Genomic DNA, 24,402 nt, shown 5'->3' with positions numbered 1-24,402 from the left:
TAAATAAAATTCTAAACGTTTAGCGAGGACTCTGATGCGTGATGATATACAAAGTTTTCTGAACTACCTTATGGTTGAAAAGGGGTTTTCAGAAAATACCACTGAAGCTTACGAGAATGATCTTCGCCAGATGATGACCTTTGCCGATAAAGAAGCCGCCAAGTCCGGCAAGATACCCGGCTGGGAAAACTTTACCCGCCAGACCATGCTGGCCTATATGCTGGACCTTAAGGAACGGAATTACGCTATAACTACGGTAGTCCGCAAAATGGCGGCCGCCAAGAGCTTTTTTAACTTTATGGTTGCCGAGGGCAAGCTTAAAGAAAACCCTACCGAAAATATCAGTACTCCCAAAGTGGGCAAGCCGCTGCCTGATGCTATCAGCATAAGCCAGGTCAGGGCTCTACTAAACCAGCCTGTTAAGTCTGGCAGTTCGGAAGCCAAGCGGGATAAGGCCATGCTGGAGCTTTTGTATGCTTCGGGTATGCGGGTTACTGAACTGGTAAACCTTAATGTATTGGATATAGACCTGAAAGAAGGCTTTGTGCGCTGTTTCGGCAAGGGGCGCAAAGAACGGATGATACCCATCTATCCTCAGGCAGCACAAAGCATTCAGGAATATTTAACCGAAATCCGCCCCAATCTGGTGCGGGCCGAAACCGAAAAAGCCTTGTTTTTGAACAGGCGGGGTGACCGTTTGACCCGTCAGGGTTTGTGGCAGATTTTAAAGGGTTATGCCCGGGAAGCCGGTCTGGATGACGTGGTTACCCCCCATACCCTTCGCCACAGTTTTGCCACCCATATGCTTTCCGGCGGGGCAGATTTGCGTTCGGTACAGGAGCTGCTGGGTCATGCCAACATCTCTACTACCCAGATATATACCCACCTTACTTCCGAACATATACGGCGGAGTTATGAAAAAGCCCATCCCCGGGCAAAATAGGCGTTCTAATATACAGGGAGGAACTTTCTGAAAATGTCTAAAAAACGCGGTGTAGGCAAACTGGCCTATCAAGATAAAAAGAATAAAACCACCCGGCAGCAGATGGCTTCGGAAACGCCTAAGGCTGAAGCAGCGGGTATAAATAAAACCGAAAGTGCGGCTGCCGCACCTGCGGCTCAAACTGCCAAGCGGAATATACCCGTTTTGGCACCGCCTGAAATTGGTTCCGAGCTTAAGCTGATGGGTATACTGGCGGTGATTATCGCCGTTGCTCTTGCAGTACTGGCGCTGGTAATTTAGCCCGTATGGGTTGAATCCTGCGGGTATTTATAAATTTAAATATTTCCTATACAGATACCTGCCCGAAGGCAGGTACGGGTTTATTTAACCCGCAAGAATATGGTTAGGGATATTATGAATTATAAAAAGTGGCTTATTCTGGCAGCGGCTATATTTTCTGCCGGCATAATTACAGGGCTTTTTGCTCCGGTGGATTTGATTGCAGACCAACTGACCGGTCTGGAAGACACAGCCAATGCTTTGGAAAGTATATCTACCCTGGGTATTTTCCTTGTTATCCTTATAAAGAATGCACTTGTTTTACTTATGGCTTTTGTGCTTTCACCTGTTTTGCTCATCTATCCTGTAAGTTCCCTGTTTTTAAACGGCTGGATACTTTCGGCGGTGGGAGTTCTCTTTGCCAGAGAAGAATCCCTGCTGGCGGTAATAGCCGGCATACTTCCCCATGGTATTTTTGAGTTGAGTGCATTTGTAATAGCCCAGGCGGCAGCTCTCAGTTTCGGTATGATGGCCATGCGTTCGGTATTCAGCCGTGATGCCCGTTCACAACTTAATGCTAATTTTCGCCACAACCTGCATTATCTGGGTATAGGTATGGCTCTGCTGATACCGGCGGCGGCAATAGAGACCTTTATTACCCCGTTATTGCTCGGGAAAACACTTGGTATCTGATTTTTGAAATTTAATTAAAACCTTGTTTACCGATATTTGTGTGTTATAATTACTTAATTTTTATCGGTAGGTGAACTATATGACAAGTGTCAATCCGGGAAAGATACGGAATGTAGCCCTACTATCGCACAGCGGTGCAGGCAAGACTTCTTTATCAGAGGCCATGCTCTACAGCGCCGGGATACTGGGCAGAATGGGAAAGGTAGACGAAGGTACAACCGCCTCAGATTACGACCCAGACGAAGTAAAAAAGAAAATAAGCATCAACCTAACACCCATACCTTTAAGTTGGAAAGATTTCAAAATAAACGCTGTGGACACTCCGGGATACGCAGATTTTGCAGGTGAGGTACTAGCAGCCTTAAGAGTTTGTGAAGCGGCCATAATAGTGGCTGCGGCATCCTCAGGGGTGGAAGTGGGTACAGAACAATCATGGAAGTATTGCGAGGCACAAAAAATGCCTCGCTTTATTTTTATCAACAAAATGGACCGTGAGAATGTCAGTTTCCAGCGGGTAATGGATAGTTTGCACATTCACTTTGGCAACCGCTGCGTTGCTGTTCAGCTGCCCATAGGTTCTTTCAAAGATTTTAAAGGGGTAGTGGATCTGGTAAATATGAAAGCCTATGCCGGTACTCCGGCGGCTGAAATAGTGGTGCCTGAGGAGCTCAAGGCCGAAATAGAAACCCTGCGGGATAAACTGCTGGAGAGCGTGGCCGAAACAGATGACAGCCTGATAGAGAAATATCTGGGTGGGGAAGAGATAAATCAGGAGGAACTGGTAACTGCCCTTAACAAGGCGATATTGGAAGGTAAACTGGCACCGGTGCTATGCGGCTCGGCCTTGACAAATACTGCTATAGACCTTTTATGTGATGATATCTGCAAATATTTGCCAAGCCCGCTTGACCGCCTTTGCCAAACCGCCGAGGGTGAGGATATAAAAGTAAATGCCGAAGCACCGCTTTCGGTGCTGGTTTACAAAACATCGGCTGACCCGTATGTAGGTAAACTGACTTACCTTAGGGTTATTACCGGTGTTTTGCATTCGAATTCACAGGTTTGGAATATAAATAAAAATGCCCCCGAAAGGGTTGGGCAGTTGTTTTCACTTAGGGGTAAAACTCAGGAAACGGTAAATGAGATAGGCCCCGGCGACATGGGGGCGGTAGCTAAGCTGACGGTAACCGCTACCGGGGATACTCTGGGTGTTCAGGGGCATACCGCCTTGCTTTGCGGGTTTGAAATGCCCTTACCCAGTTACAAGGTGGCGGTTTTCCCCAAGAGCAAGGCTGACGTGGATAAACTGGGCAATGCGCTGGCTAGACTCTGCGAAGAGGATTTGACCCTCCATGTGAATCGTGATGCGGATACCGGTGAGACTATTGCTGCCGGTTTGGGTGAGGCCCAGCTGGAAGTAATGGCAGAGCGGATGGGCCGCAAATTTGGGGTAGCGGTGGATCTGGCTGCTCCCCGCGTACCTTACCGCGAGACCATACTGGGTACAGCCGGTGCGGATTACAAACATAAAAAACAGAGCGGCGGCCATGGCCAGTACGGGCATGTGGTTATCAAAGTAGAGCCGGGCAGCGGGATTGAGTTTGTAGATGCGGTGGTTGGCGGCTCTGTACCCCGCAACTTTATTCCGGCAGTTGAAAAGGGTATCCGTGAAGCTGCCCATGAAGGCCCGATGGCAGGTTATCCACTGGTAGATGTGAAAGTAACATTGGTGGATGGCAGTTCACACCCGGTGGACTCCTCTGAAATGGCTTTTAAGATTGCGGCCGCAGGTGCGCTTAAGAAAGGGCTTTCCGAGGCTCAGCCTATACTTCTTGAGCCTATTGAAAACATGCGGATTATCGTTCCCAAAGATTATATGGGGGCGGTGATAGGTGATCTGAATACCAAGCGGGCTCAGGTGCAGGGTATGGATACCGAAGGTGATGAAAGTGTAGTTATTGCCCAGGCACCGCTAGGCGAAGTCCAGCACTATGCCATAGACTTAAAATCCATTACCCAGGGACGCGGACATTTCAAGATGGATTTTGCCCATTACCAGCAGGTTCCTGCCCATATTGCCCAAAAACTGGTTACCGAGAGGCAGGTACAACTGGAGGCGGAAAAAGTTTAGTTTCACAGGGTTTGGGGTTTTTCAAGGGGGGCGAAAGCCCCTCTTTTTATTTAGAGGAATATGTTAGAAGTACAGTTTTCAGGAGGGTAGGGTTATACCGACTACTCTGGGTATGCCGGCATAATCAGGGCTTATCTCAACTGCCGCCTGAGGCAGATACTCTTTTATATATTTTGCCAGTACTTCTGACTGGTGTATGCCTATTTCCAGCAGGGCAGTGCCGCCGGGGCGGAGTTTATCGGGTAAAACGGGTATCAGGCGGCGGTATATATCCAACCCGTCTGCTCCCCCGTCTAGTGCCAAGAGTGGTTCACCTTTTAGCAGTTTGGCTTCGGTGGTGGGCACGTAGGGCAGGTTTGCAGTCAGTATATCTACCATTTCGGGCAGGCTTTCCAGCAGGTCTCCCCGGTAAAACATGAGGCGCTTTTCCAGCCGGTATTCAGCGGCGTTATTCCGGGCTACTTCCAGAGCCTCTACGGATATGTCAGTGGCATATACATAAGCATCTTTCAGCTCAAGTGCCAGAGTGATGGCAATAGCCCCGCTGCCTGTGCCGATATCTGCAATATAGGGGCTTTCATAATTGCGGGCAATTCGGAGGGCTTTTTCTATAAGGTGTTCGGTTTCAGGTCTGGGTATTAGCACCCGTTTATCCACCTGAAAAGTGCGGCCGTAAAACTCCTTTTCACCTGTAATATAGGCACTGGGCACACCTTCAAGTCGGTGCTTTAGGGTTTGGAAATAGGCGGTTTCTTTGTTCGGGTGTAGTTCACGCTCCAGTTCCAGATGAAGCTGTACCCTGCTGATGCCCAGAGTATGCCGCAGGAGAATTTCAGCTTCCAGACGGGCTTCTTCCAGCCCGCTGTCCTCAAGGAGACCGGCGGCTTTCTGCCATGCCTCCCGGTATTTCACTAATCTTCGCCCTTTAGAAGTTCGGTCTGTTCGTGAGTAGCCAAAGTATCAATAATTTCGTCTAAATATCCTTCCAGTATGTGGGGCAGGTTGTGGGCGGTAAGCCCTATTCGGTGGTCTGTCAGGCGGTCCTGGGGGAAATTGTAAGTGCGTATTTTTTCGCTGCGGTCTGCCTGTCCCACCTGGGCACGGCGACTTTCAGTGCGTTCTTCGTCCACCTTGCTTTGTTCCAGTTCCAGCAGTCTGGCACGCAGCACTGCAAAGGCCTTGTTTTTGTTTTTCAGCTGTGAGCGTTCGTCCTGACAGCAGACAACCAAGCCTGTGGGTATATGGGTAAGGCGGATAGCGGTAGCCACTTTCTGGACGTTCTGTCCGCCGGCGCCGCTGGAATGGAAAATATCCACCCGTACATCGTCCATGTTTATATCTATATCTACCTCCTCTGCCTGGGGTAGTACGGCTACGGTGGCGGTAGAGGTATGGATACGGCCGGAAGCCTCGGTCTGGGGGACACGCTGTACCCGGTGGACGCCACGTTCATACTTCAAGCGGCTGAAAGCTCCTTTGCCGTTTACCTCAAAGACTACTTCTTTGATAATGCCGGCTACGTTGCCGTTTATGTCAATAACTTCGGTTTTCCAGTTTTTAAGCAGGGCATAGCGGGTATACATCTTGTAAAGGTCTGCTGCAAACAGCCCCGCTTCGTCACCACCTGTGCCTGCCCGTATTTCCATGATAATGCTTTTGTCATCATTGGGGTCTTTGGGCAGAAGCTCAAGGGTCATTTGTTCGTAGAGGTTTGCCATGGATTTTTCAAGATTCTCAATCTCCCCACGAACCATATCCCGCATGTCTTCGTCTTTTTCAATCTCAAGCAGATTTTTGGCGTCTTCCAGCTCTTTGGACATGTCTTTATAGCGGCGGTACATTTCCACTTTGGTCTGCAAATCAGCCCGCTCCTGGGCCAGAGTACGCACCAGCCGAGCATCATTTATAACTTCCGGTTTGCTTATTTCCTCTTCAATTTCCCGGAAGCGTTTTTCGCAGTTTTCTAATCTTTCAAGCATTGTCCCAAACCCTTATTTCTTTGATGACAGTTAAAATATTATCCTATAGCCCAAAATTTTACAAAAGAGAGCGGGTACAGCCGAAACTGTACCCGCCTGATTACCATTAAAACCGTTTGTTAGTGTTTGTGGTGTTTACGTGCTGCCAGCAGTTCATCAAAAGCTGCTCTGGCCTCATTTACCGAAGTCTCATCATCAAGTGTAGTGGTATCACCAATGGGTACTTCGTTGGCAACGGCCTTCAGCAGGCGGCGCATAATCTTGCCCGAACGGGTTTTGGGCAGTTTCTCCACGAAAATGATCTCTTCCGGGGTGGCTATAGTGCCGATGGCAGAGCGGAGGTGATGAGTAAGCTCTCTCTTTACTTCCGCAGAGGCTTCCACGCCTTTTTTCAGGGTGACGAAAACTACAATTGCTTCACCCTTTACTTCGTCAGGGCGGGAAGCTACTGCCGCTTCGGCAACTGAACTGTGGCCTACCAGAGCATGCTCCAATTCGGCGGTGCTTATGCGGTGACCGGCTACCTTGATAACTTCATCAGCCCGTCCCAGCAGCCACAGATATCCGTCAGAATCTTTCATGGAAAAGTCTCCCGGACAATACCAGCCGGGGAAACGGCTCCAGTAGGTCTTTTTATAAAGTTCATCCCCGTTATATATGCCCAGCATTATGCCCGGCCAGGGTTTGCGGATGGCAATAAACCCGGTTTCATTAGCCGGCAGTTCCTTGCCTTCGGCATCTACCACTACCGGGTCAACTCCCGGCAGTGGCAAAGTGGCTGAGCCCGGTTTGAGTGGGAAGGATTGTATGCCGGGGCAGGGGGTAATCATAAAACCGCCTGTTTCGGTCTGCCACCAGGTATCAGAAATGGGGCAGTTCTCATGGCCTATATTCTTGTAATACCATTCCCAGGCTTCAGGGTTAATGGGTTCGCCCACGCTTCCCAGCATTTCCAGAGTGCCAAGGTCGTGTCTGGCAGGCAACTCCTCGCCGTGGCGCATAAACATGCGTATGGCGGTAGGTGAGGTATAGAATATACTAACCCCGTATTTATCAATAATCTCCCACCAGCGGTCTACTGAAGGATAATCCGGAGCTCCCTCGTAAATAACCTGGGTAAGTCCCAGCGCCAGCGGGGCATATACAACATATGTGTGCCCGGTAATCCAGCCTACGTCTGCCGTGCACCAGAAGACTGATTCGTCCGTGGGTTTGAAAGCCCACTTAAGGGTATTGCACGCCCAGACGCCGTAGCCGCCGGTACCATGCAGAATACCCTTCGGTTTACCGGTAGTGCCTGAGGTGTACAGGATAAAAAGCGGGTCGGTGGATTCCATAGCTTCAGGGGCTACGTATTTATCTGCATCTTTCAGCAGGTCATGTGCCCATACGTCTCTGGTGGGGTCCATGGCTACTTCGTGGCCGGTATATTTAATAACCAGTACATGTTCTATAGTCGGGGTGGATTTTACAGCCTCGTCTACGATTTCTTTAAGAGGCAGTATCTTACCGCGGCGGTGTCCGCCGCTGGCGGTAACAACCATTTTTGAACCGGAGTCATTTACCCTGTCTGCGATAGACTGGGAAGAGAAACCTGAGAATATTACGTTATGGACGGCTCCAACCCGGTTGCAGGCTAATAAAATATAGACCATTTCAGGTATCATGGGCAGGTAGACAGTTACCCTGTCACCCTTGCCTATGCCCAGCTTTTTCAGGACGGATGCATAACGGTTTACATTTTCGTAAAGGTCTGAATAGCTTATGGTCTGGGTATCCCCGTTTTCGCCTTCCCAATAGATAGCTACCTTGCTCTTACGCCAGCTTTTGGCATGGCGGTCTACGCATTGGTAAGACATATTCAGCTTGCCGCCTACAAACCAGCGGGCATAAGGCGGATTCCAGTCCAGTACTTTTTCCCAAGGCTTTTCCCATGAAAGCACGTCTGAGTGTTTGGCCCAGAAAGCCTCCGGGTCAGCCAGTGAGCTGTTATAAAGGTCCTGGTATCTTTTCAGTGGCCAGAAATATGTCTTGGTAGGCAGGTTTTGCGTATCAAACTTCTTTTCTTCGGTACTCATGTCTTTTCCTCCTCTTGTCTCTGTTTAGATCATAAGGATACCCGGATTGATTTTGCTTCCGGGCTCCGGCGCGCAACCGCATTTGGCGGTCACATTGTCTCCCAACACCACGTTTTCATATTTGCCGCCTGCTTTCAGGTGGCAATGATCGGCAATGATGGACGAAACAACTTTACATTCGGTTCCTATGGTCACATTTTGCCAGATAACAGATTCGGTAAGGGTAGCCTCATCTTCAATCCGGCATTCCGCGCCGATAACTACTGGCCCTGTGATACAGGCATTTGCGCCTATAACACAATCTTCTCCCACCAGTACCGGCCCGCAGATTCGGGCTGTGGGGTGAAGCTGGCAACCGCGGCCAATGACTATTTCATTACCCCGGCTGAAACCAAAATCTCCGCCCTCGCCGCAGAGTAAATCCCTGTTTAGCTGGGAGTATTTTTCGGGGCTGCCAATGTCTATCCAGTACGCACTGGACGGGTAGGCATAAACCGCCTGGCATTCATTAAGCAGACGGGGGAAAAGCTGTCTTTCAAAGCTGTGGTTTTCACCCTCAGGTATGTATCTGAGGATTTCAGGTTCAATTATATATGTACCTGCATTTATCATATTAGTTGTTATCTGGGCGGGTGAAGGTTTTTCCAGAAAGCGGCTTACCCTGCCGCCGTCCGCGGTTTCCACCAGCCCGTATTTGGTAGGGTCATCTACTGGTGTTAAGGCTATGCTGACCAGTGCTTTTTTATCCCGGTGGGCGCGCAGCATGGCAGACAAATCCAGATGGGTAAATATATCCCCGTTCAAAGTTATGAAAGTGTCATCAAAGTAGCGTTCAGCATTTTTGATAGCCCCGGCTGTGCCTAAAGCCTCGTGTTCAACCGAATATACCAGGTTTACACCCAGACTTTGGCCATTACCGAAATACTGCTCAATAGGGGCGGCCAAATGCCCCTGGGTAAGGATAATATCTTTGATGCCGTAAGAAGACAGGTAACGCAAAACATGGCTTAAGAAAGGTACGTTAAGTACCGGAACCATGGATTTTGGCGTGTTTATGCTCAGTGGCCGAAGCCTTGTGCCCTGCCCACCGACCAGAATAATAGCTTTCATCGGTTCTTGTTCTCTTCCAAGCAAATTCTACAAGCTAAGAGGGATAGGGTACAGAAAAAAGGATAACGAACGGATAAGTGTATATTAGTAATGAGAGCTTATCTTAATATATTCGGGGCGGTTAAATCAAGTTTAACCAAAACTGATGCGTTGCGTTATATATTGGTAGAATCTATAATTATGTGACTTTCTTTCCGCAGAGGTGTGAAAACAAAAGCGGAGAAGGGATTTATGGACAACAAACTGCCCTTTTTATAACGAGGGTTGTTTTAAGTACCAGGATAGTATTAGGGGGATAAACAAAATTGGCCAAGAAACCACAGCAACCCGTAAAACGCCATTACAGTAAACATCAGGTAGCTAAATTTGAAGCTCAAAAGAAACGCCAGAGGATAATCTTTGCCACCGGGCTTTCGGTAATAGGCATTGTTTTGGCTCTGGTGGGTATAGGTGTATACAAAGGCTGGTATGTAGAACAGTATAAACCCATGCATACCACCGTGCTTACCGTTGGTGATACCAAATACAATGTAGCTTATTTCGTAGATGCCCTTAAGCATTTTACAGGTGGTGATTCCACCTATGCCTATTATTTTATAGACGCAGTGGCGGAGAGAATTCAGCTGAACCAGCTTATGGTGGAAAAAGCGGCTGAAATGGGTTACACCATATCTGAAGATGAGATTGATACCGCTATAGAGGAAAATAGTTTGAATGATGTGCCTGCTGTGCGGGATATTGTCAGGGCAAGCCTGCTGACTAACCTGCTGAAGACCGAATATTTTGACCCGCAGGTACCCCAAACGACTGAACAGCGCGAAGCGCTGGCTATGCTCCTTGAAAGCGAAAATGCCGCCAGTGAAGTACTGGCAGGTATAACTACTGATGAAGAGTTTGCCGCTAAGGCTGCCGAATTGTCTTTGGAATCCAATACCAAAACTGACGAAGGCGCTATAGACTTTAAACCTGCCAATACCATAACGTCACTCTATGGTTCAGCGATATTGGAAAAGTATATTTTTTCAACTACAGGGTACGATTATACTCTGGTACAGGATGCTGACGTAAGCAAGCAAAGGGCTTACTGGCTGATAGAAGTATTGGAACGCAAGACTGATTCAGAACAGATTCACACCCTGGGCATGCTGCTTCCTTCGGAACAGGTGGCACTTGAGGTGAAAGCTCGTTTGGAAGCCGGTGAAGACTGGGGTGATTTGGCGGTCGAGTATTCACAGCTGGCCAATGTTGAAGAAAACCGGGGGGATATGGACTGGATAACCTTCTCTAGCGTACCGGAAAACGTGGCTGATATCATTTTTGCCACGGACGTAGAGCTGAATACTGTTCTTGACCCCATTCAGGATGATACCAATTACACCCGCGGCGGGTGCTGGATAGTCCGTCTGAAGAGTATTGACGAAAACCGCGAGCTCAGCGAAGATGACCGCACCCTTCTTATAAATAACAAACTTGAACAGTGGACCACTGATCTTAAAAATGCCAATCTGGATAAGCTGACCAATACATTCAGTGATGATCTTATTACCTTTGCTATAAACCAGCTGGACTAATAGGATAGGGGACAATTTCAATGGAAAAAAAGTATATAGGGGTAGGAGTTATCGGTCTGGGAGTAGTAGCCGGACAGGTGTCCAAAGTGCTCCATGAGAGTGAGGAATTCCTTTCTGCCCAGCTGGGCTTCCCCCTGAAACTGAAAAAGGTAAAGGTTCTCCCTCAGGATATGAACCGCCCTCTGGCAAAGGTCTTGCCCGAAGGCGTGCTTACTACTGATGAGGATGACTTTTTTAATACCCCCGGTCTGGATATTGTGGTGGAAGCTATAGGCGGGGAATACCCCGCTTTCAACCTGCTTTCCCGCGGGCTGAAAATGGGTAAATGTGTGGTTACCTCCAATAAAGAGGTTATTGCCAAGCATGCTCCGGAACTGGTCAAACTGGCCAGGGAAAATAATACCGGCCTGCGCTGCGAAGCCAGCGTGGGCGGGGGAATACCGCTTATCTCCCCCTTTCAGTATGATTTAGCCGCCAACCATATAAATGGCATTTATGCCATTATCAACGGGACTACCAACTATATCCTGACCCGTATGGCCAAAGAAGGGCTGGACTTTGAGACTGCCCTGAAACAGGCCCAGTCTCTGGGTTATGCCGAAGCCAACCCGTCTAATGACATAGAAGGCACGGATGCTGTTTATAAACTGGCCATTATGGCTTCCATAAACTTTCAGTGTAAGGTTAAACCGGAAGATATTTACCGTGAAGGTATCTCCCGCCTGACCAGCCGTGATTTCTGCTATGCGGATGAGCTTGGGTTTAACATAAAGCTGCTGGCTATCACCAAACCCGGCAACGGCCAGATAGAAGCCAGAGTTCACCCGGTCTTCCTGCCCAAGGATGAATGGCTGGCCAAGGTGGACGGGGTTTTCAATGCTGTACTGGTAGAGGGTGATTTAGTCGGGCCGGTGCTCTTTCAGGGACAGGGGGCTGGTGCTTTGGCCACTTCCAGTGCGGTGGTGGCGGATGTGCTGGCGGCGGCGCAGGATATCCACCTGGGGGTGGGTAACCGGATGCGCTGGAATATGGACAAACCTCTTGGCATAAAACCCATGAGCGATATTCTTACCCGTTATTACCTGCGGATGACAGTGACAGATTCTCCGGGTGTGCTGGCCCTTATTGCCAAGGTGCTGGGTGACCATAATATCAGCATTTCGTCGGTAATTCAGAAAGAAACAGACGAAGAAAACCTGACTGCCGAGATAGTTATCATGACCCACCCCGCCAAAGAAGCCTCTGTCCAGCAGGCGCTGGTAGAGCTGGGCGGGCTGGATAAAGTAAAGGATATAAATAATTTTGTTCGGGTAGGTATTTAGGAGAATATATGAAACAGGGTGTCATTGAGCATTACCGGAAATATCTGCCGGTTACAGATAAAACCCCCTCACTTACGCTGGGGGAGGGTGATACGCCTCTGGTGCGCTGCCCCAAGCTGGAAAAAGAACTGGGGATAGCCGAGCTTTATTTCAAGCTGGAAGGCTGCAATCCCACCGGCTCTTTCAAGGACCGGGGCATGGTTATGGCGGTTGCCAAGGCTATAGAAGATGGTTTTAAAGCAGTAGTTTGTGCTTCCACCGGCAATACCAGCGCTTCGGCTACCGCCTATGCGGCTGCCAGCGGGCTTGAATCCATTATAATTATCCCGTCCGGCAAAATAGCCCTGGGCAAGCTGGCTCAGGCAATTGTTTACGGGGCAAAAATCATCCAGATAAAAGGCAACTTTGACCAAGCCCTGCAGATAGTCTTCAAACTGACTGAGAAGCACAAGGTGGCGTTGGTTAACTCGGTTAATCCATACCGTATAGAAGGCCAGAAAACATCTGCTTTTGAGATTGTAGACGCTTTAGGCAAAGCGCCTGACTTTTTGTTTATACCGGTGGGCAATGCCGGCAATATTACTGCCTACTGGAAGGGTTTTAAAGAATATCACCAGCTGGGTAAAGCCGCTTCCCTGCCCAAAATGATGGGCTTTCAGGCCGAAGGGGCAGCCCCCATTGTCCGCGGCCATGCTATTGCCGAGCCTGAAACACTGGCCACCGCTATCCGCATAGGTAACCCTGCTTCCTGGAAAAAGGCCGAGGAAGCCAGAGACCAGTCAGGCGGGATTATAGATATGGTTTCAGATGCCGAAATAATGGCTGCTTATCACAAAATGGCATCAGCCGGCATTTTCGGTGAGCCGGCCTCGGCCGCACCCTTGGCCGGGCTGATAAAACGTATTAAGGGCGGGCAGGATTTTTCCTCAAGCCAGGTTGTATGTGTGGTTACCGGAAACGGCCTTAAGGACAGCGATATTGCCATAAAAGGGGCGGGCGGTTTTTCCGAAACCGAAGCCAGCCTTGGGGCAGTGGAAAAAGTACTGGGCTGGTAGGTTTCCGGCTTAATAATTCTGGAGAACTGATAAATGTTTGACGAACAGTCCATAAAACAGTCGGTGCAAAACATGCTCTTAGCTATTGGCGAAGACCCTGAGCGGGAAGGGCTTAAGGAAACTCCCAGACGGGTAGCCCAGATGTATGCCGAACTGTTTTCGGGTATGAACCAAGACCCGGCCGAAGTCTTGCGGGTAGGCTATGAGCTTGGCCACCGTGAAATGGTGATTATAAAAGATATACCCTTTTACTCTATGTGCGAGCATCACCTGCTGCCCTTTTCAGGGGTGGTTCATATAGGATACATACCCAATATTGACGGGCGGGTAGTGGGTATAAGCAAACTGGCCAGAGTAGTGGAAATTTATGCCAAACGCCCCCAGATACAGGAACGCATGGCCACCCAGATTGCAGATGCTATTATAGACGGGCTGAAGTGTGACGGGGTGGCGGTGGTGATAGAGGCTGAACATATGTGCATGGTGATGCGGGGTATCAAAAAGCCCGGCAGCCGGGTGATAACCTCGGCACTGCGGGGCAGTTTCCATAAGTCACCCGCAGCCAGAGCAGAGTTTCTCTCACTTATCCAGCACAAAAGCTGAGGATTTTTAGAAGAAAAATGAAAGGGGCGTTAAAGCCCCTTTTTATTTATTAGGTAATCAGTGACGGTGTTATATTTTTACTTCGTCCCAGTGGATATCCCGTATATCAAATACCGGCCCGTCATGGCAGACAGTTTTCATACCTTTGATTGTTTTTACGGCACAGCCGTAGCAGATACCCAGACCGCAGGCCATGCGTACTTCCAGGGAAACCTGCACATCTTTGCCCCCCAGTTGGGGTTCTTTTGCCAGGGCTTTTAGCATGGGCATAGGCCCGCAGGCTATTATCTGGTCAGCATCCGGCAGAAACTCCGCCAGATGGTGGGTAATAAGCCCTTTTTTACCTATAGCCCCGTTTTCAGTGGTGACATGGCAGCTGGCGTCTTCCGGCAGCAAATGGGAAGGGCAGACCTGAAGCTCGGTTCTGGCACCTTGTATCAGACTAACCCGCTTGCCTTGTTTTAAAGCTTCGTCTGCCAGAAAACGGAGCGGGGCGATACCCAGCCCGCCCCCCAGGAGCAGCAGGTGACGGCTTTCCTCATTTACCCGAAAGCCGTTTCCCAAAGGGCCCAGCACCGAAAGGCTGTCTCCTGTTTGAAGTTTGCTAAGCCAGTCTGTGCCTTTTCCCACCACCGCATACATCAGGGCGATAAGCCCGTTTTCCTGGTGGCACTGGTGGATGGAAATAGGCCGCCTGAGCAGGTTTTCACCGCCGCAGGACAGCATGGCAAACTGCCCCGGACGGGCAGAAGCCGCTATTTCGGGTGCTTCAAGCCACATCAGGCATATTCCTGGCATGACCTCTTCATTTTCAATTACACTGGCTGAAAGCTGGTTTAGCTGGGTAATTGTCACAATATCTTCCTAACTGCCGCTTTTACCCTGGCGGTATTCATTCAGCGGCAAGACCGTTATCTGACGGTTGCCGTTTGCCAGAGCTTCCACTGCGGCTTTAGCGGTATCCATAGAGGTAAAGCAAGGCACTTTGCGTTCGGCAGCTGCCCGGCGGATATAAAAGCCGTCCCTAAGGGGTACCCGGCCGCCGGTCATAGTATTTATCACCCCGCAGACGGTGCCGTTGCGGATAATATCTACAATATTGGGGTGGCCCTCATCCAGCTTCTTGCTTATCTGTTTAACGGTTATACCGGCGGCGGTCATCATGGCGGCAGTGCCTTCGGTGGCGTAGAAATTGTATCCCAGCCCGTGCAGGGTGCGGATAAGGGGCAAGGCTTCGGCCTTGTCACGGTCAGCTACGCTGAAAAGAAGAGTGCCTTTTTCGGGCAGCATTATAGATGCCGCCTGAAGGGTTTTTACCAGGGCTTTATTAAAGGTGTGGTCAACACCCATGACTTCGCCGGTGGATTTCATTTCCGGCCCCAGGTAAGTGTCTACCCCCACCAGTTTTGCCATGGAGAAAACCGGGGCTTTTATGGCTACCAAATCTGTATTGGGCATAATCCCGTTTTGATAACCCTGCTCTTTAATAGTTTTGCCCAGCATCACGTTCACCGCTATATCTACCATGGGCACTCCTGTAACCTTTGAAAGGAAGGGTACGGTGCGTGAACCTCTGGGATTTACTTCCAGCACATACACTATATTATCTCCGCCTTCGGGGTCTTTGGAGACTACAAACTGGATATTCATCAGCCCGCGTACGTTCAGAGCTTTGCCTATGCGTATGGTATAGTCCGAAATGGTGGCCAGGTCATGGGCATTCAGGTTTTGGGTGGGATAGACTGCCATAGAGTCCCCGCTGTGGACGCCGGCCCGTTCAATATGTTCCATAACGCCGGGGATAAACACGGTTTCCCCGTCTGCAATGGCGTCAACTTCCACTTCCTTGCCCACCAAATATTTGTCTATCAAAATGGGGTGTCCGGTATTCAGCTCTATGGCGGCGCTCATATAACGTATCAGGTCAGATGCGTCACTGACTATTTCCATAGCCCGTCCCCCCAGTACGTAACTTGGGCGGACTACTACCGGGTAGCCAATGCTTTCAGCTATGCTCAGGGCTTCGTCCAGAGTGGTTATGCCGGCACCCGGCGCCTGGGGTATACCCATTTCCGAAAGCAGCCGTTCAAAGCGGCGGCGGTCTTCGGCTAAATCTATAGCTTCGGCTGATGAGCCGATAATGGGGTTGCCGCTACGGGTAAGGGGTGAGGCTAGATTTATAGCTGTCTGCCCGCCGAACTGGACAATGCTGGGGGTGGATTCGGGGGCGGAAATGTTTTCATTTTCCAGTATATCCCGGACACTCTCTTCGTCCAGAGATTCAAAATAAAGGCGGTTTGAGGTATCAAAATCTGTAGACACCGTTTCGGGGTTGGAGTTTATCATAATGCTCTGCAAGCCGGCCTTTTCCAAAGCCCAGGCGGCATGCACCGAGCAGTAGTCAAACTCTATACCCTGACCTATGCGGATAGGCCCTGAACCTATAACTACGGCCTTTTTAATATTCTCAGGCAGAGCTTCATTTTCTTCTTCATAAGTAGAGTAGAAGTAAGGGGTGGCGGCATCAAATTCGGCGGCACAGGTGTCTACCATTTTAAACACCGGCTTGATATTCCACTCCAGGCGTGTCTGGCGTATCTGTTCGGCCAGTTTGCCTGACAGGGTGGCTATTTCTTCATCAGAGAAACCCAGTTTTTTGGCTTGAAGCATCAGCTCCGGGGTTAGGTTTTCCTTAAGCAGGCGTTTTTCCATGTCGGTAATATTTCTAAGTTTGTATAAAAACCAGTTGTCTATCTTGGTTTTTTCGTGGATAGCTTCGGGTGTATGCCCGCGGCGCAGAGCGGCCAGTATTGCCCATAAGCGGGTATCATGGGCGTGCAGGGGGTAGGTGGAAAGGTCATCTCCCATTATCCAGCTTCGGTCTTCCCAGAGTATGGTTTTCTTGCCGAATTCCAGAGAGCGGATAGATTTGTGGATAGCCGCTTCAAAGCTGCGGTCAATGGCCATTACTTCACCGGTGGCTTTCATCTGGGTGCCAAGTCCGCGGTCACCAAGTGCAAACTTGTCAAAGGGGAAGCGGGGGATTTTGGCTACTATATAATCTACCGCCGGCTCAAAGCAGGCCAGAGTCTTGCCGGTAACCGCGTTTGGTATTTCGTCCAGCCGTTTGCCAATGGCTATCTTGGATGCCACTCTGGCAATGGGGTAGCCGGTAGCCTTGCTGGCCAGGGCTGATGAACGGGATACTCTGGGATTAACTTCAATTACATAATATTCATTGCCGTTCGGGTTTAAAGAAAGCTGTACGTTACAGCCTCCTTCAATACCCAGTGCCCGTATTATCTTTATGGAAGCGGTGCGCAGCATCTGGGATTCTTTGTTGGTAAGGGTTTGCACCGGGACAACTACAATGCTGTCTCCGGTATGGACTCCCATGGGGTCAAAATTTTCCATGTTGCATATGGTAATGCAATTGTCCGCCCCGTCACGCATTACTTCGTATTCAATTTCCTTCCAGCCGGCAACCGATTTTTCTACCAGTATTTGGTGGATGGGGGAGGCATTCAGTCCCGTTTGGGCTACTTCCTCAACTTCATCCCAATTGTGGGCAAAACCGCCGCCTGTACCGCCTAGGGTATAAGCCGGGCGTATTACTACCGGCAGGCCTATTTTACGGGCGACTTTGAGTGCGTCTTCGGCGGTGGTTACTGTCTCAGAAGGGGGGACAGGTTCGCCTATTTCGGCCAGCAGTTCTTTAAAAAGTTCGCGGTCTTCGGCGGTGCGGATGGTATTTATGGGAGTGCCCAGGGAACGTACATTGTACTTGGCAAGCACGCCCGCATCTGCCAGGTCTACCGCCAGGTTAAGCCCGGTCTGCCCGCCCAAAGTAGGCAGCAAACCGTCAGGCCGTTCTTTTTCAATGATTTTGGTTATAGATTCAACGGTCAGGGGTTCAATATACACCCTGTCCGCAACATTTTCGTCAGTCATAATAGTAGCCGGGTTGGAGTTTACCAGTATGGATTCCACTCCCTCTTCGCGCATGGCTTTGCAGGCCTGGGTACCGGCGTAATCAAATTCGGCAGCCTGGCCTATGATAATCGGGCCGGAGCCGATAATAAGAACTTTTTTGGGTTTATTCATCACTTCGCATATTCCTTTTTGCTTTCTCAACTAATCCATCTCCGAGTGGTGTCAGCTACTTTTTGGCTTGTTTTATCATTTCCACAAACTGTTTGAACAGGTAGGTGGAATCCATCGGTCCGGGTGAAGCTTCGGAGTGGTACTGTATGGAGAACACCGGCAGTTCGCGGTGGCGAAGCCCTTCCACCGTGCCGTCATTCAGGTTTATGTGGCTGACCTCCAGCCCTTCTTTCAGGGTGGCGGGGTCAAGGGAGTAGCCGTGGTTTTGCGAGGTTATATATACCCGCCCGCTGGCAAGGTCTTTAACCGGGTGGTTTCCGCCCCGGTGGCCGAACTTCAGCTTGAATGTTTTAGCCCCGAAGGCTTTGCCTATCAGCTGGTTTCCCAGACAGATGCCCATAACCGGGTATTTTTCACAGGCGTATCTGACTGTATTTACCAGATAGTCCAGCAGTTCCGGGTTGCCGGGGCCGGGTGAAAGAAGCACCCCGTCGGGATTAAGGGCATCTATGTCTTGCGGGCTGGCAGTGCATGGCAAAACAGTTACTTTGCAGCCGTGGGATTTCAGCTGGTTAAGTATAGAGTACTTAAGCCCGCAGTCCAGTATCGCTATATGAAACCCGGCAAAAGAGGGTTTTTCCTTTTGCCATTCGTAGGCTGCGGGTGTGCTTATCTTGCGTACAAAGTCAATCTGCCCGTAGTCAGGTGCGCTGCGGATAGTTTTAAGGGCTTCTTCAGGGGTTTTGCTAGTGGTTATCATGCCCCTCATTACCCCGGCAGAGCGCAGCTTACGGGTAATGGCGCGGGTATCTATGCCGCTTATGCCGGGTATGCCGGATTCTTCCAGAAAGGAGTGAATGGTTTGGTTATTCTGGTAGTGGCTGGGCAGCAGGCATTCCTCGTGTACCCCAAAGGCAGTTGCTCTGATACAGGCGGATTCATTATCAAAGGGGTTTACCCCGTAGTTGCCGATAAGAGGGTAAGTGGGGACAATAATCTGGCCGGTATACGAAGGGTCAGTCAGCATTTCCTGATATCCGTTCATGCTGGTATTAAAGACTACTTCGCCGATGGCTTCGGTTTCCGCCCCGAAGCTTTTTCCGCTGAATACTGTTCCGTCCTCCAGTACCAGGTATGCTGTATTTGTCATTTAATCTATCCTTCTCACTTTCTAAACTGGCAAGTCTGTTATTCCCGGTATGCTATCCGGCCGCAGGCAATGGTGGTTTTTACCCTGCCTTTCAGCCTGCGTCCCTCAAGGGGGGTATTTTTGCCCTTGGAGAAGAATCTGGCGGTATCCACCGTCCATTCTTCGTCAGGGTCAAATATAACTACATCTGCGCTGGAGCCTGGTTTCAAATTGCCGATATCTTTGTGTTTTTCGCCCAGTACCTGCCGGGGGCCAAGTGTCAGCTTTTCTATAAGCAGGTTTAGGCTGATAGAGCCTGAGTGTACCAGCCCCATCAGGCTGGCAAATGCGGTTTCCAGCCCCGAAATGCCGTTTGCTGCCAGACCGAATTCACACAGTTTGTCATTGGCGGTGTGGGGGGCATGGTCTGTGGCAATGGCATCTATAGTGCCGTCTTTCAGCCCTGTTATCAATGCCTCAATATCACTCTGGGTGCGAAGCGGCGGGTTGACTTTGGCACTGGTGTTGTAGCCGCTTACTTCAGCTTCGGTCAGGGTCAGGTGGTGGGGGGTAACCTCTGCGCTTACCTGTATGCCTGCGGCTTTGGCTCTGCGTAACAGTTCCATCGAACCGGCCGTGCTGATATGGCAAAGGTGCAGCCGCCCGCCGCTTTCTTTGGCCAGGGCAATATCCCGGCTCAGGGCAATTTCTTCGGCGGCATCAGGTATGCCCTTTAATCCCAAACGGCAGGCTAAAAGCCCTTCGTTCATTGCCCCGCCTTCCGCCAGACACGGCTCTTCGCAGTGTTCCATAACGGGTAGGTCAAAAGTGCGGCTGTAAAGCAGGGCATGGAGGAGCAGTGAGCTGTTTGACACGTAGTCACCGTCATCTGAAAAACCGGCCACTCCTGCTTCGGCCAGTTCTCCCATGGGTGAAAGTTCCTGTCCTTTGCGCCCTTTGGTAATGGCGGCTATGGGCAGCACACGTATGGGCGAAACCTTGGCGGCGGTGTTTTTAACAAAGTCTATCACCGGCAGATTGTCAGCTGCGGGATTGGTATTGGGCATGGGGCAGATGGTGGTGAACCCTCCGGCTGCGGCAGCCTTGCAGCCGCTTTCAATAGTCTCTTTGCCTTCAAAACCCGGCTCACGCAAGTGTACGTGCAGGTCTATAAAACCGGGGCAAACCACTTTGCCTTTGGCATCTATAACTTCATCGGTTTTATCTGAGGGTATATTATTGTTTATTCTGGCAACCAACCCGTTTTCCAGCAGCAGGTCTGCCACTTGGTCTGTGCCTCCGGCAGGGTCTATGATGCGCCCGTTTTTAATCAGTATTTTCATATCTATATTTCCTTGCTTCCGCTGCACAGGTAAAAGAGGGCCATGCGTATGGCTACCCCGTTTTTTACCTGTTCGTTTATGACAGATTGCTCTCCGTGTACCACAGATTGCGAAAGTTCTATATCTTCATTTACCGGGCCGGGGTGCATCACCAGTGCGTCCGGTTTGGCCAGTTTGAGTATGTCTGCATTCAGCTGAAAGTACTGGGCGTATTCCCGTATTCCCGGCAGAAGCCCGCTTTGCTGGCGTTCACGCTGAAGGCGCAGCCCCATTACCACGTCAGCCCCGCTGACTGCCTGTTTTATATCTGTTTTTACCGTTACTTCAGGGAATATTTGGCTGTCGGTATTTAAGCCCTCCGGCAACAGGGTATAGGGGGCGCACAGGGTGATTTCAGCCCCCATTTTGCTTAGCCCCCAGATGTTAGAGTGGGCTACCCGGCTGTGTTTTATATCCCCTATCAGGGTTATTTTCAGCCCTTCCAGGGCTGGTTTGTGCCTTAGTATGGTAAATATATCCAGCAGGGCCTGGCTGGGGTGGGCATGCCAGCCGTCACCGGCGTTTATAATGTTTGCCCGGCAGTGGTTTGCCGCCAGATAAGGCGCTCCTGACAGGGGGTGGCGCATGACTACCATATCCGCCCCCAGTGCTTCCAGTGTATCCAGCGTATCCAACAGGCTTTCCCCCTTGGAAACGCTGCTCTGGGAGACATTCAGGTTTAATACATCAGCAGATAAACTTTTGGCCGCCAGCTCAAATGATGAACGGGTGCGGGTGGAGGGTTCGTAAAAGAGGGTGGCTATAGTCTTGCCTTTCAGGGCCGGCACTTTCTTTACCGGGCGGGATAAAATATCCAGCATGACACCGGCTGTTTGCATAACCATGTCCAGTTCTTCGCGGCTGAAGTTATCCAAATCCAGCACATGGCGGTGTTTCCAGCCTCGTACCTCGGAAAGCAGGGTTTCAGTTTCTGCGGGGGTTTTGGGGGTGTTCGTCATGTTTATACCTCACCTGCTTCATTATCCAGTATAAGTATTTCATCCCGTCCGTCTGTTTCGGTCAGGCGTACTTTTATCTTCTCGTCACGTGAGCTGGGTATGTTCTTGCCTATATAATCCGCCCGTACCGGCAGTTCGCGGTGGCCTCTGTCTACCAGCACTGCCAGTTGGATGGCTTTGGGGCGTCCGTAATCTATCAGGGCATCCATAGCCGCCCGGGTGGAACGCCCGGTAAAGAGGACGTCATCTACCAGCACCACTATTTTGTTATTTATGCTGAAAGGGATGTCGGTATTTTTGATGGTGGGGTGGAAACGCTGGGAATCAAGGTCATCACGGTAGAGTGAAAAGTCCAGTGTCCCCACCGGTATTTCCAGCCCTTCAAAGCGGAGGATATTTTCGGCCAGGCGGTTTGCCAGAGGTACGCCCCGGGTATACATGCCGATAATAACAAGGTCACGGCTGGAATGGTTTCTTTCCAGTATTTCATGGGCAATACGGGCCAAAGTGCGGCGGATATCTTCGGCGCCCAGTATTACTTTTTGTGCCATAAAAAAACCTCTTACCAACATTTGCCGGCAAGAGGTCAAAAGACACTTCTTTGTCTAAAATCCCTTACCGGCCTCTCAGGACCAGCTTAAAGGTAACCCTGTATGTAATTTACTGCCAGTATTATATCACCCCCGGTCAAGACGGGCAAATTTATTTTCAGTTTATAAAAAATATTTGAAAAGCAAAAATAGTTTATCTTCAGGTTTGGGCCAGACTGCGGGCGAAATGACCTTGGGGTGATAATAATGCTATAATACCCCTGTTTCATGCAAGACATACTTACAGGGCTGAACCCCGCTCAAAAACAGGCCGTTGAAGCCGTGGAAGGGCCGGTGCTTATACTGGCCGGTCCGGGCAGCGGTAAAACCAGGGTTATTACCCACCGGATTGCCTACCTGATTAAAGTAGTAGGTATAAACCCCCACCGCATTATGGCTGTTACCTTTACCAACAAGGCCGCCCGTGAAATGGAGACCCGCTTAAACCTGCTGGCTCCCTCAGCGGCGGGACGTCTGACTATGGGCACTTTTCACGCTATCTGCGCCCGCATACTCAGGCAGGACGGTCTGCCTTTAGGTGTACCGGCTGACTTTGTAATATACGATGATGATGACCAGCAAAGCCTTATCAAGCAGGCTATGGCCGAGCTGGAGCTGGACCCCAAGCGTTATCCGCCCGCTTCCATCAGAAATGCCATCAGCCAGGCCAAAAGCCAGCTGGTGCTTCCGGCATATTACTTTGAAAAAGGCCGGAGCTATTTTGAAGAGGTGGTAGGTAGGGTTTATGAACTCTACGAAAAACGCCTTAAGCAGAACAAGGCACTGGATTTTGATGACCTGCTGCTGAAGGTTGTTCAGCTGTTTAAGCAGCACCCTGAGGTGCTGGCCAGGTATCAGGAACGTTATCTGCATGTAATGGTAGATGAGTTTCAGGATACCAATCTGGTTCAGTATGAGCTGGTAAAGATGCTGTCTGCCAAGTACAAAAATATCTGTGTGGTGGGTGACCCTGACCAGTCCATTTATTCGTGGCGTTCGGCAGACCTGAGAAATGTCTTTAATTTTGAAACAGATAATCCGGGTGCCAAAGTGATTTTGCTGGAGCAGAATTACCGCTCTACCAAAAATATTCTGGAAGCGGCTTCGTGTGTAATTGCCCCGAACAGCGGGCGTAAACCTATCAGTTTGTGGACTGAAAATGAATCCGGCCAGCCTATAGCAGTAGTTGAAACCTTTAACGAGCAGGAAGAAGCCCAGTTTGTGGTTTCTGAAATTGAAAAACTGACCCGGTATGAAAAGTTCAGCCCCGGTGATATAGCTATTCTTTACCGTACCAATGCCCAGTCACGGGCTTTGGAAGAGGCATTTATCCGCTACGGCATGCCTTACCGTCTGGTTTCCGGCACCCGCTTTTACCAGCGGCGTGAGGTTAAAGATATTGTGGCTTATCTGCGTTTGCTGCAAAATCCTCAGGACAGCGTCAGCCTCCAGAGGGTTATAAATATACCCACCCGCGGAATAGGGGCTAAAACCCTTTCTGATTTGGGCCAGTTTGCCAGAGAACAGGATATCAGCCTGTATGAGTCACTTATAAATTTATCAGATGAAAATGCCCCCAAACCGCCCATACCCAGCCGGGGCTTAAAACCCCTGACTGACTTCGGTCTTTTACTGAAGTCACTGGTGGCGGATGCCCGTAATTTGCCCCTTTTAAACCTGCTGGACAGGCTGCTTGAGGGTATAAATTACCGTGAATTCCTGTTTGCCTCCGAAGACGGGGAGGAGCGCTGGGATAATATACTTGAACTGCGGACAGTTGCCCAGCAGTATCAGGAAATATCCCCGCCCGAAGGGCTTTCGGCTTTTCTGGAAAGCGTGGCATTGGTATCAGATTTAGACAGCCTTGAAGAAGGTGTTTCGGCTGTTACCCTTATCACCCTGCATCAGGCCAAAGGGCTGGAGTACCCGGTGGTTTTCATGGTGGGTATGGAAGAGGGTGTCCTGCCGCACAGCCGTTCGTTTGATGACCCCGCCCAGATGCAGGAAGAACGCCGCCTGTGTTATGTGGGTGTAACCCGTGCCCGCAAACGGCTTTACCTGGTGCGGGCTTTCCGCCGCTCCCTTATGGGGCAGAGCAATGTAAACGAACCATCACGTTATCTTAAGGATATACCCCAGGGTATCACCAAAGGCCGTGAAAAACAGCCCTTGTCCGGGCAGCATACTGCCGCTTCGGCAGCTTCACCTGTTATCAAACAGCATCTGCAAAGTGCGGGTATGCCCATTAAGTCTGCCGCTGCTCCCGCCCCCAAACTGCTGGAACTGGAAGCGGGTGATAAGGTGCTGCACCCCCAGTTTGGCGAAGGGATTGTAACCAGTATCAACCGGGTAAAAAATGATGCCGAGGTTATGATATCTTTCCATTCGGTAGGCATGAAACGCCTGATGCTCAGCTTTGCCCGCCTGACCAAACTAGAAAACTAGGCAGTTTCTGCCGCCTGTTTCACCTTCAC

The 24,402-nt window shown here is 50.2% G+C and carries 19 protein-coding genes; 9 read left to right on the top strand and 10 right to left on the bottom strand.

The window, feature by feature from the left end; all coding sequences use genetic code 11:
* Positions 1-34: 34 nt before the first annotated feature.
* From xerD to fusA, 4 genes are all read left to right on the top strand, one after another.
* Entirely contained in the window at positions 35-943 is a 909-nt protein-coding gene (xerD, locus tag UCH007_RS04965) for a site-specific tyrosine recombinase XerD (RefSeq protein ID WP_023652519.1), read from the top strand.
* 33 nt (positions 944-976) lie between these two features.
* Positions 977-1,243 (top strand): hypothetical protein, encoded by a 267-nt coding sequence (locus UCH007_RS04960; protein WP_012882264.1) that lies wholly within the window; start codon positions 977-979, stop codon positions 1,241-1,243.
* 114 nt (positions 1,244-1,357) lie between these two features.
* Entirely contained in the window at positions 1,358-1,915 is a 558-nt protein-coding gene (locus tag UCH007_RS04955) for a stage II sporulation protein M (protein ID WP_046961555.1), read from the top strand.
* A gap of 79 nt (positions 1,916-1,994) precedes the next feature.
* Positions 1,995-4,046 (top strand): elongation factor G, encoded by a 2,052-nt coding sequence (gene fusA / locus UCH007_RS04950; RefSeq protein ID WP_046961216.1) that lies wholly within the window; start codon positions 1,995-1,997, stop codon positions 4,044-4,046.
* Between the two features lie 78 nt (positions 4,047-4,124).
* On the opposite strand, the gene prmC is transcribed toward fusA, so the two are convergent.
* The 4 genes from prmC to UCH007_RS04930 form a co-directional block, all read right to left on the bottom strand.
* A complete protein-coding gene (gene prmC, locus UCH007_RS04945; protein WP_023652516.1) occupies positions 4,125-4,958 on the bottom strand; it encodes a peptide chain release factor N(5)-glutamine methyltransferase in 834 nt (277 codons plus the stop codon).
* Entirely contained in the window at positions 4,958-6,025 is a 1,068-nt protein-coding gene (gene prfA, locus UCH007_RS04940; RefSeq protein WP_046961215.1) for a peptide chain release factor 1, read from the bottom strand. Before prfA ends, prmC begins: the two co-directional genes overlap by 1 nt.
* Positions 6,026-6,144: 119 nt before the next feature.
* Positions 6,145-8,103: an acetate--CoA ligase gene (gene acs, locus UCH007_RS04935; RefSeq protein WP_023652514.1), complete on the bottom strand. Its 1,959-nt coding sequence runs from the start codon at positions 8,101-8,103 to the stop codon at positions 6,145-6,147.
* Between the two features lie 24 nt (positions 8,104-8,127).
* Positions 8,128-9,213: a nucleotidyltransferase family protein gene (locus tag UCH007_RS04930; RefSeq protein ID WP_046961214.1), complete on the bottom strand. Its 1,086-nt coding sequence runs from the start codon at positions 9,211-9,213 to the stop codon at positions 8,128-8,130.
* 305 nt (positions 9,214-9,518) lie between these two features.
* Here UCH007_RS04930 and UCH007_RS04925 point away from each other — a divergent pair, with 305 nt between their 5' ends.
* Genes UCH007_RS04925 through folE form a run of 4 tightly spaced genes read left to right on the top strand, consistent with a single transcriptional unit; the run spans position 9,519 to position 13,764 of the window.
* Positions 9,519-10,784, top strand: a complete 1,266-nt coding sequence (locus tag UCH007_RS04925) for a peptidylprolyl isomerase (protein WP_023652511.1) — start codon at positions 9,519-9,521, stop codon at positions 10,782-10,784.
* A gap of 20 nt (positions 10,785-10,804) precedes the next feature.
* Complete coding sequence (locus tag UCH007_RS04920; protein ID WP_046961213.1) at positions 10,805-12,106, top strand: homoserine dehydrogenase; 1,302 nt, start codon at positions 10,805-10,807, stop codon at positions 12,104-12,106.
* 8 nt (positions 12,107-12,114) lie between these two features.
* Complete coding sequence (gene thrC, locus UCH007_RS04915) at positions 12,115-13,161, top strand: threonine synthase (RefSeq protein ID WP_023652509.1); 1,047 nt, start codon at positions 12,115-12,117, stop codon at positions 13,159-13,161.
* A 33-nt stretch (positions 13,162-13,194) separates the two neighbouring features.
* A complete protein-coding gene (gene folE, locus UCH007_RS04910) occupies positions 13,195-13,764 on the top strand; it encodes a GTP cyclohydrolase I FolE (RefSeq protein WP_023652508.1) in 570 nt (189 codons plus the stop codon).
* 69 nt (positions 13,765-13,833) lie between these two features.
* On the opposite strand, the gene UCH007_RS04905 is transcribed toward folE, so the two are convergent.
* From UCH007_RS04905 to pyrR, 6 genes are read right to left on the bottom strand one after another with little or no spacing between them, the layout of a single operon-like run.
* Complete coding sequence (locus tag UCH007_RS04905) at positions 13,834-14,619, bottom strand: dihydroorotate dehydrogenase electron transfer subunit (protein ID WP_023652507.1); 786 nt, start codon at positions 14,617-14,619, stop codon at positions 13,834-13,836.
* A gap of 9 nt (positions 14,620-14,628) precedes the next feature.
* Positions 14,629-17,868, bottom strand: a complete 3,240-nt coding sequence (gene carB, locus UCH007_RS04900) for a carbamoyl-phosphate synthase large subunit (protein WP_046961212.1) — start codon at positions 17,866-17,868, stop codon at positions 14,629-14,631.
* Between the two features lie 55 nt (positions 17,869-17,923).
* A complete protein-coding gene (carA, locus tag UCH007_RS04895; protein ID WP_046961211.1) occupies positions 17,924-19,018 on the bottom strand; it encodes a glutamine-hydrolyzing carbamoyl-phosphate synthase small subunit in 1,095 nt (364 codons plus the stop codon).
* Positions 19,019-19,056: 38 nt separating this feature from the next.
* On the bottom strand, positions 19,057-20,340 hold the full coding sequence (locus tag UCH007_RS04890; protein WP_046961210.1) for a dihydroorotase: 1,284 nt from the start codon (positions 20,338-20,340) through the stop codon (positions 19,057-19,059).
* 2 nt (positions 20,341-20,342) lie between these two features.
* Positions 20,343-21,338, bottom strand: a complete 996-nt coding sequence (locus UCH007_RS04885) for an aspartate carbamoyltransferase catalytic subunit (protein ID WP_046961209.1) — start codon at positions 21,336-21,338, stop codon at positions 20,343-20,345.
* Positions 21,339-21,340: 2 nt separating this feature from the next.
* Entirely contained in the window at positions 21,341-21,889 is a 549-nt protein-coding gene (gene pyrR, locus UCH007_RS04880) for a bifunctional pyr operon transcriptional regulator/uracil phosphoribosyltransferase PyrR (protein ID WP_010936888.1), read from the bottom strand.
* 267 nt (positions 21,890-22,156) lie between these two features.
* Here pyrR and UCH007_RS04875 point away from each other — a divergent pair, with 267 nt between their 5' ends.
* On the top strand, positions 22,157-24,373 hold the full coding sequence (locus tag UCH007_RS04875) for an ATP-dependent helicase (protein WP_046961208.1): 2,217 nt from the start codon (positions 22,157-22,159) through the stop codon (positions 24,371-24,373).
* Positions 24,374-24,402: the final 29 nt, after the last annotated feature.

The organism is Dehalococcoides sp. UCH007 (assembly GCF_001010485.1).
GTDB classification, from domain to species: domain Bacteria; phylum Chloroflexota; class Dehalococcoidia; order Dehalococcoidales; family Dehalococcoidaceae; genus Dehalococcoides; species Dehalococcoides mccartyi_A.
This window is presented reverse-complemented; position numbering and strand designations above follow the sequence as displayed.

Bases quoted from the DNA above. Each gene is read 5' to 3' on its own strand.
- fusA (WP_046961216.1), top strand. From the start codon at position 1,995: ATGACAAGTGTCAATCCGGGAAAGATACGGAATGTAGCCCTACTATCG.
- xerD (WP_023652519.1), top strand. From the start codon at position 35: ATGCGTGATGATATACAAAGTTTTCTGAACTACCTTATGGTTGAAAAG.
- UCH007_RS04960 (WP_012882264.1), top strand. From the start codon at position 977: ATGTCTAAAAAACGCGGTGTAGGCAAACTGGCCTATCAAGATAAAAAG.
- UCH007_RS04890 (WP_046961210.1), bottom strand. From the start codon at position 20,340: ATGAAAATACTGATTAAAAACGGGCGCATCATAGACCCTGCCGGAGGC.
- UCH007_RS04875 (WP_046961208.1), top strand. From the start codon at position 22,157: ATGCAAGACATACTTACAGGGCTGAACCCCGCTCAAAAACAGGCCGTT.
- UCH007_RS04930 (WP_046961214.1), bottom strand. From the start codon at position 9,213: ATGAAAGCTATTATTCTGGTCGGTGGGCAGGGCACAAGGCTTCGGCCA.
- thrC (WP_023652509.1), top strand. From the start codon at position 12,115: ATGAAACAGGGTGTCATTGAGCATTACCGGAAATATCTGCCGGTTACA.
- carB (WP_046961212.1), bottom strand. From the start codon at position 17,868: ATGAATAAACCCAAAAAAGTTCTTATTATCGGCTCCGGCCCGATTATC.
- carA (WP_046961211.1), bottom strand. From the start codon at position 19,018: ATGACAAATACAGCATACCTGGTACTGGAGGACGGAACAGTATTCAGC.
- UCH007_RS04920 (WP_046961213.1), top strand. From the start codon at position 10,805: ATGGAAAAAAAGTATATAGGGGTAGGAGTTATCGGTCTGGGAGTAGTA.
- prfA (WP_046961215.1), bottom strand. From the start codon at position 6,025: ATGCTTGAAAGATTAGAAAACTGCGAAAAACGCTTCCGGGAAATTGAA.
- pyrR (WP_010936888.1), bottom strand. From the start codon at position 21,889: ATGGCACAAAAAGTAATACTGGGCGCCGAAGATATCCGCCGCACTTTG.
- folE (WP_023652508.1), top strand. From the start codon at position 13,195: ATGTTTGACGAACAGTCCATAAAACAGTCGGTGCAAAACATGCTCTTA.
- UCH007_RS04955 (WP_046961555.1), top strand. From the start codon at position 1,358: ATGAATTATAAAAAGTGGCTTATTCTGGCAGCGGCTATATTTTCTGCC.
- acs (WP_023652514.1), bottom strand. From the start codon at position 8,103: ATGAGTACCGAAGAAAAGAAGTTTGATACGCAAAACCTGCCTACCAAG.
- UCH007_RS04885 (WP_046961209.1), bottom strand. From the start codon at position 21,338: ATGACGAACACCCCCAAAACCCCCGCAGAAACTGAAACCCTGCTTTCC.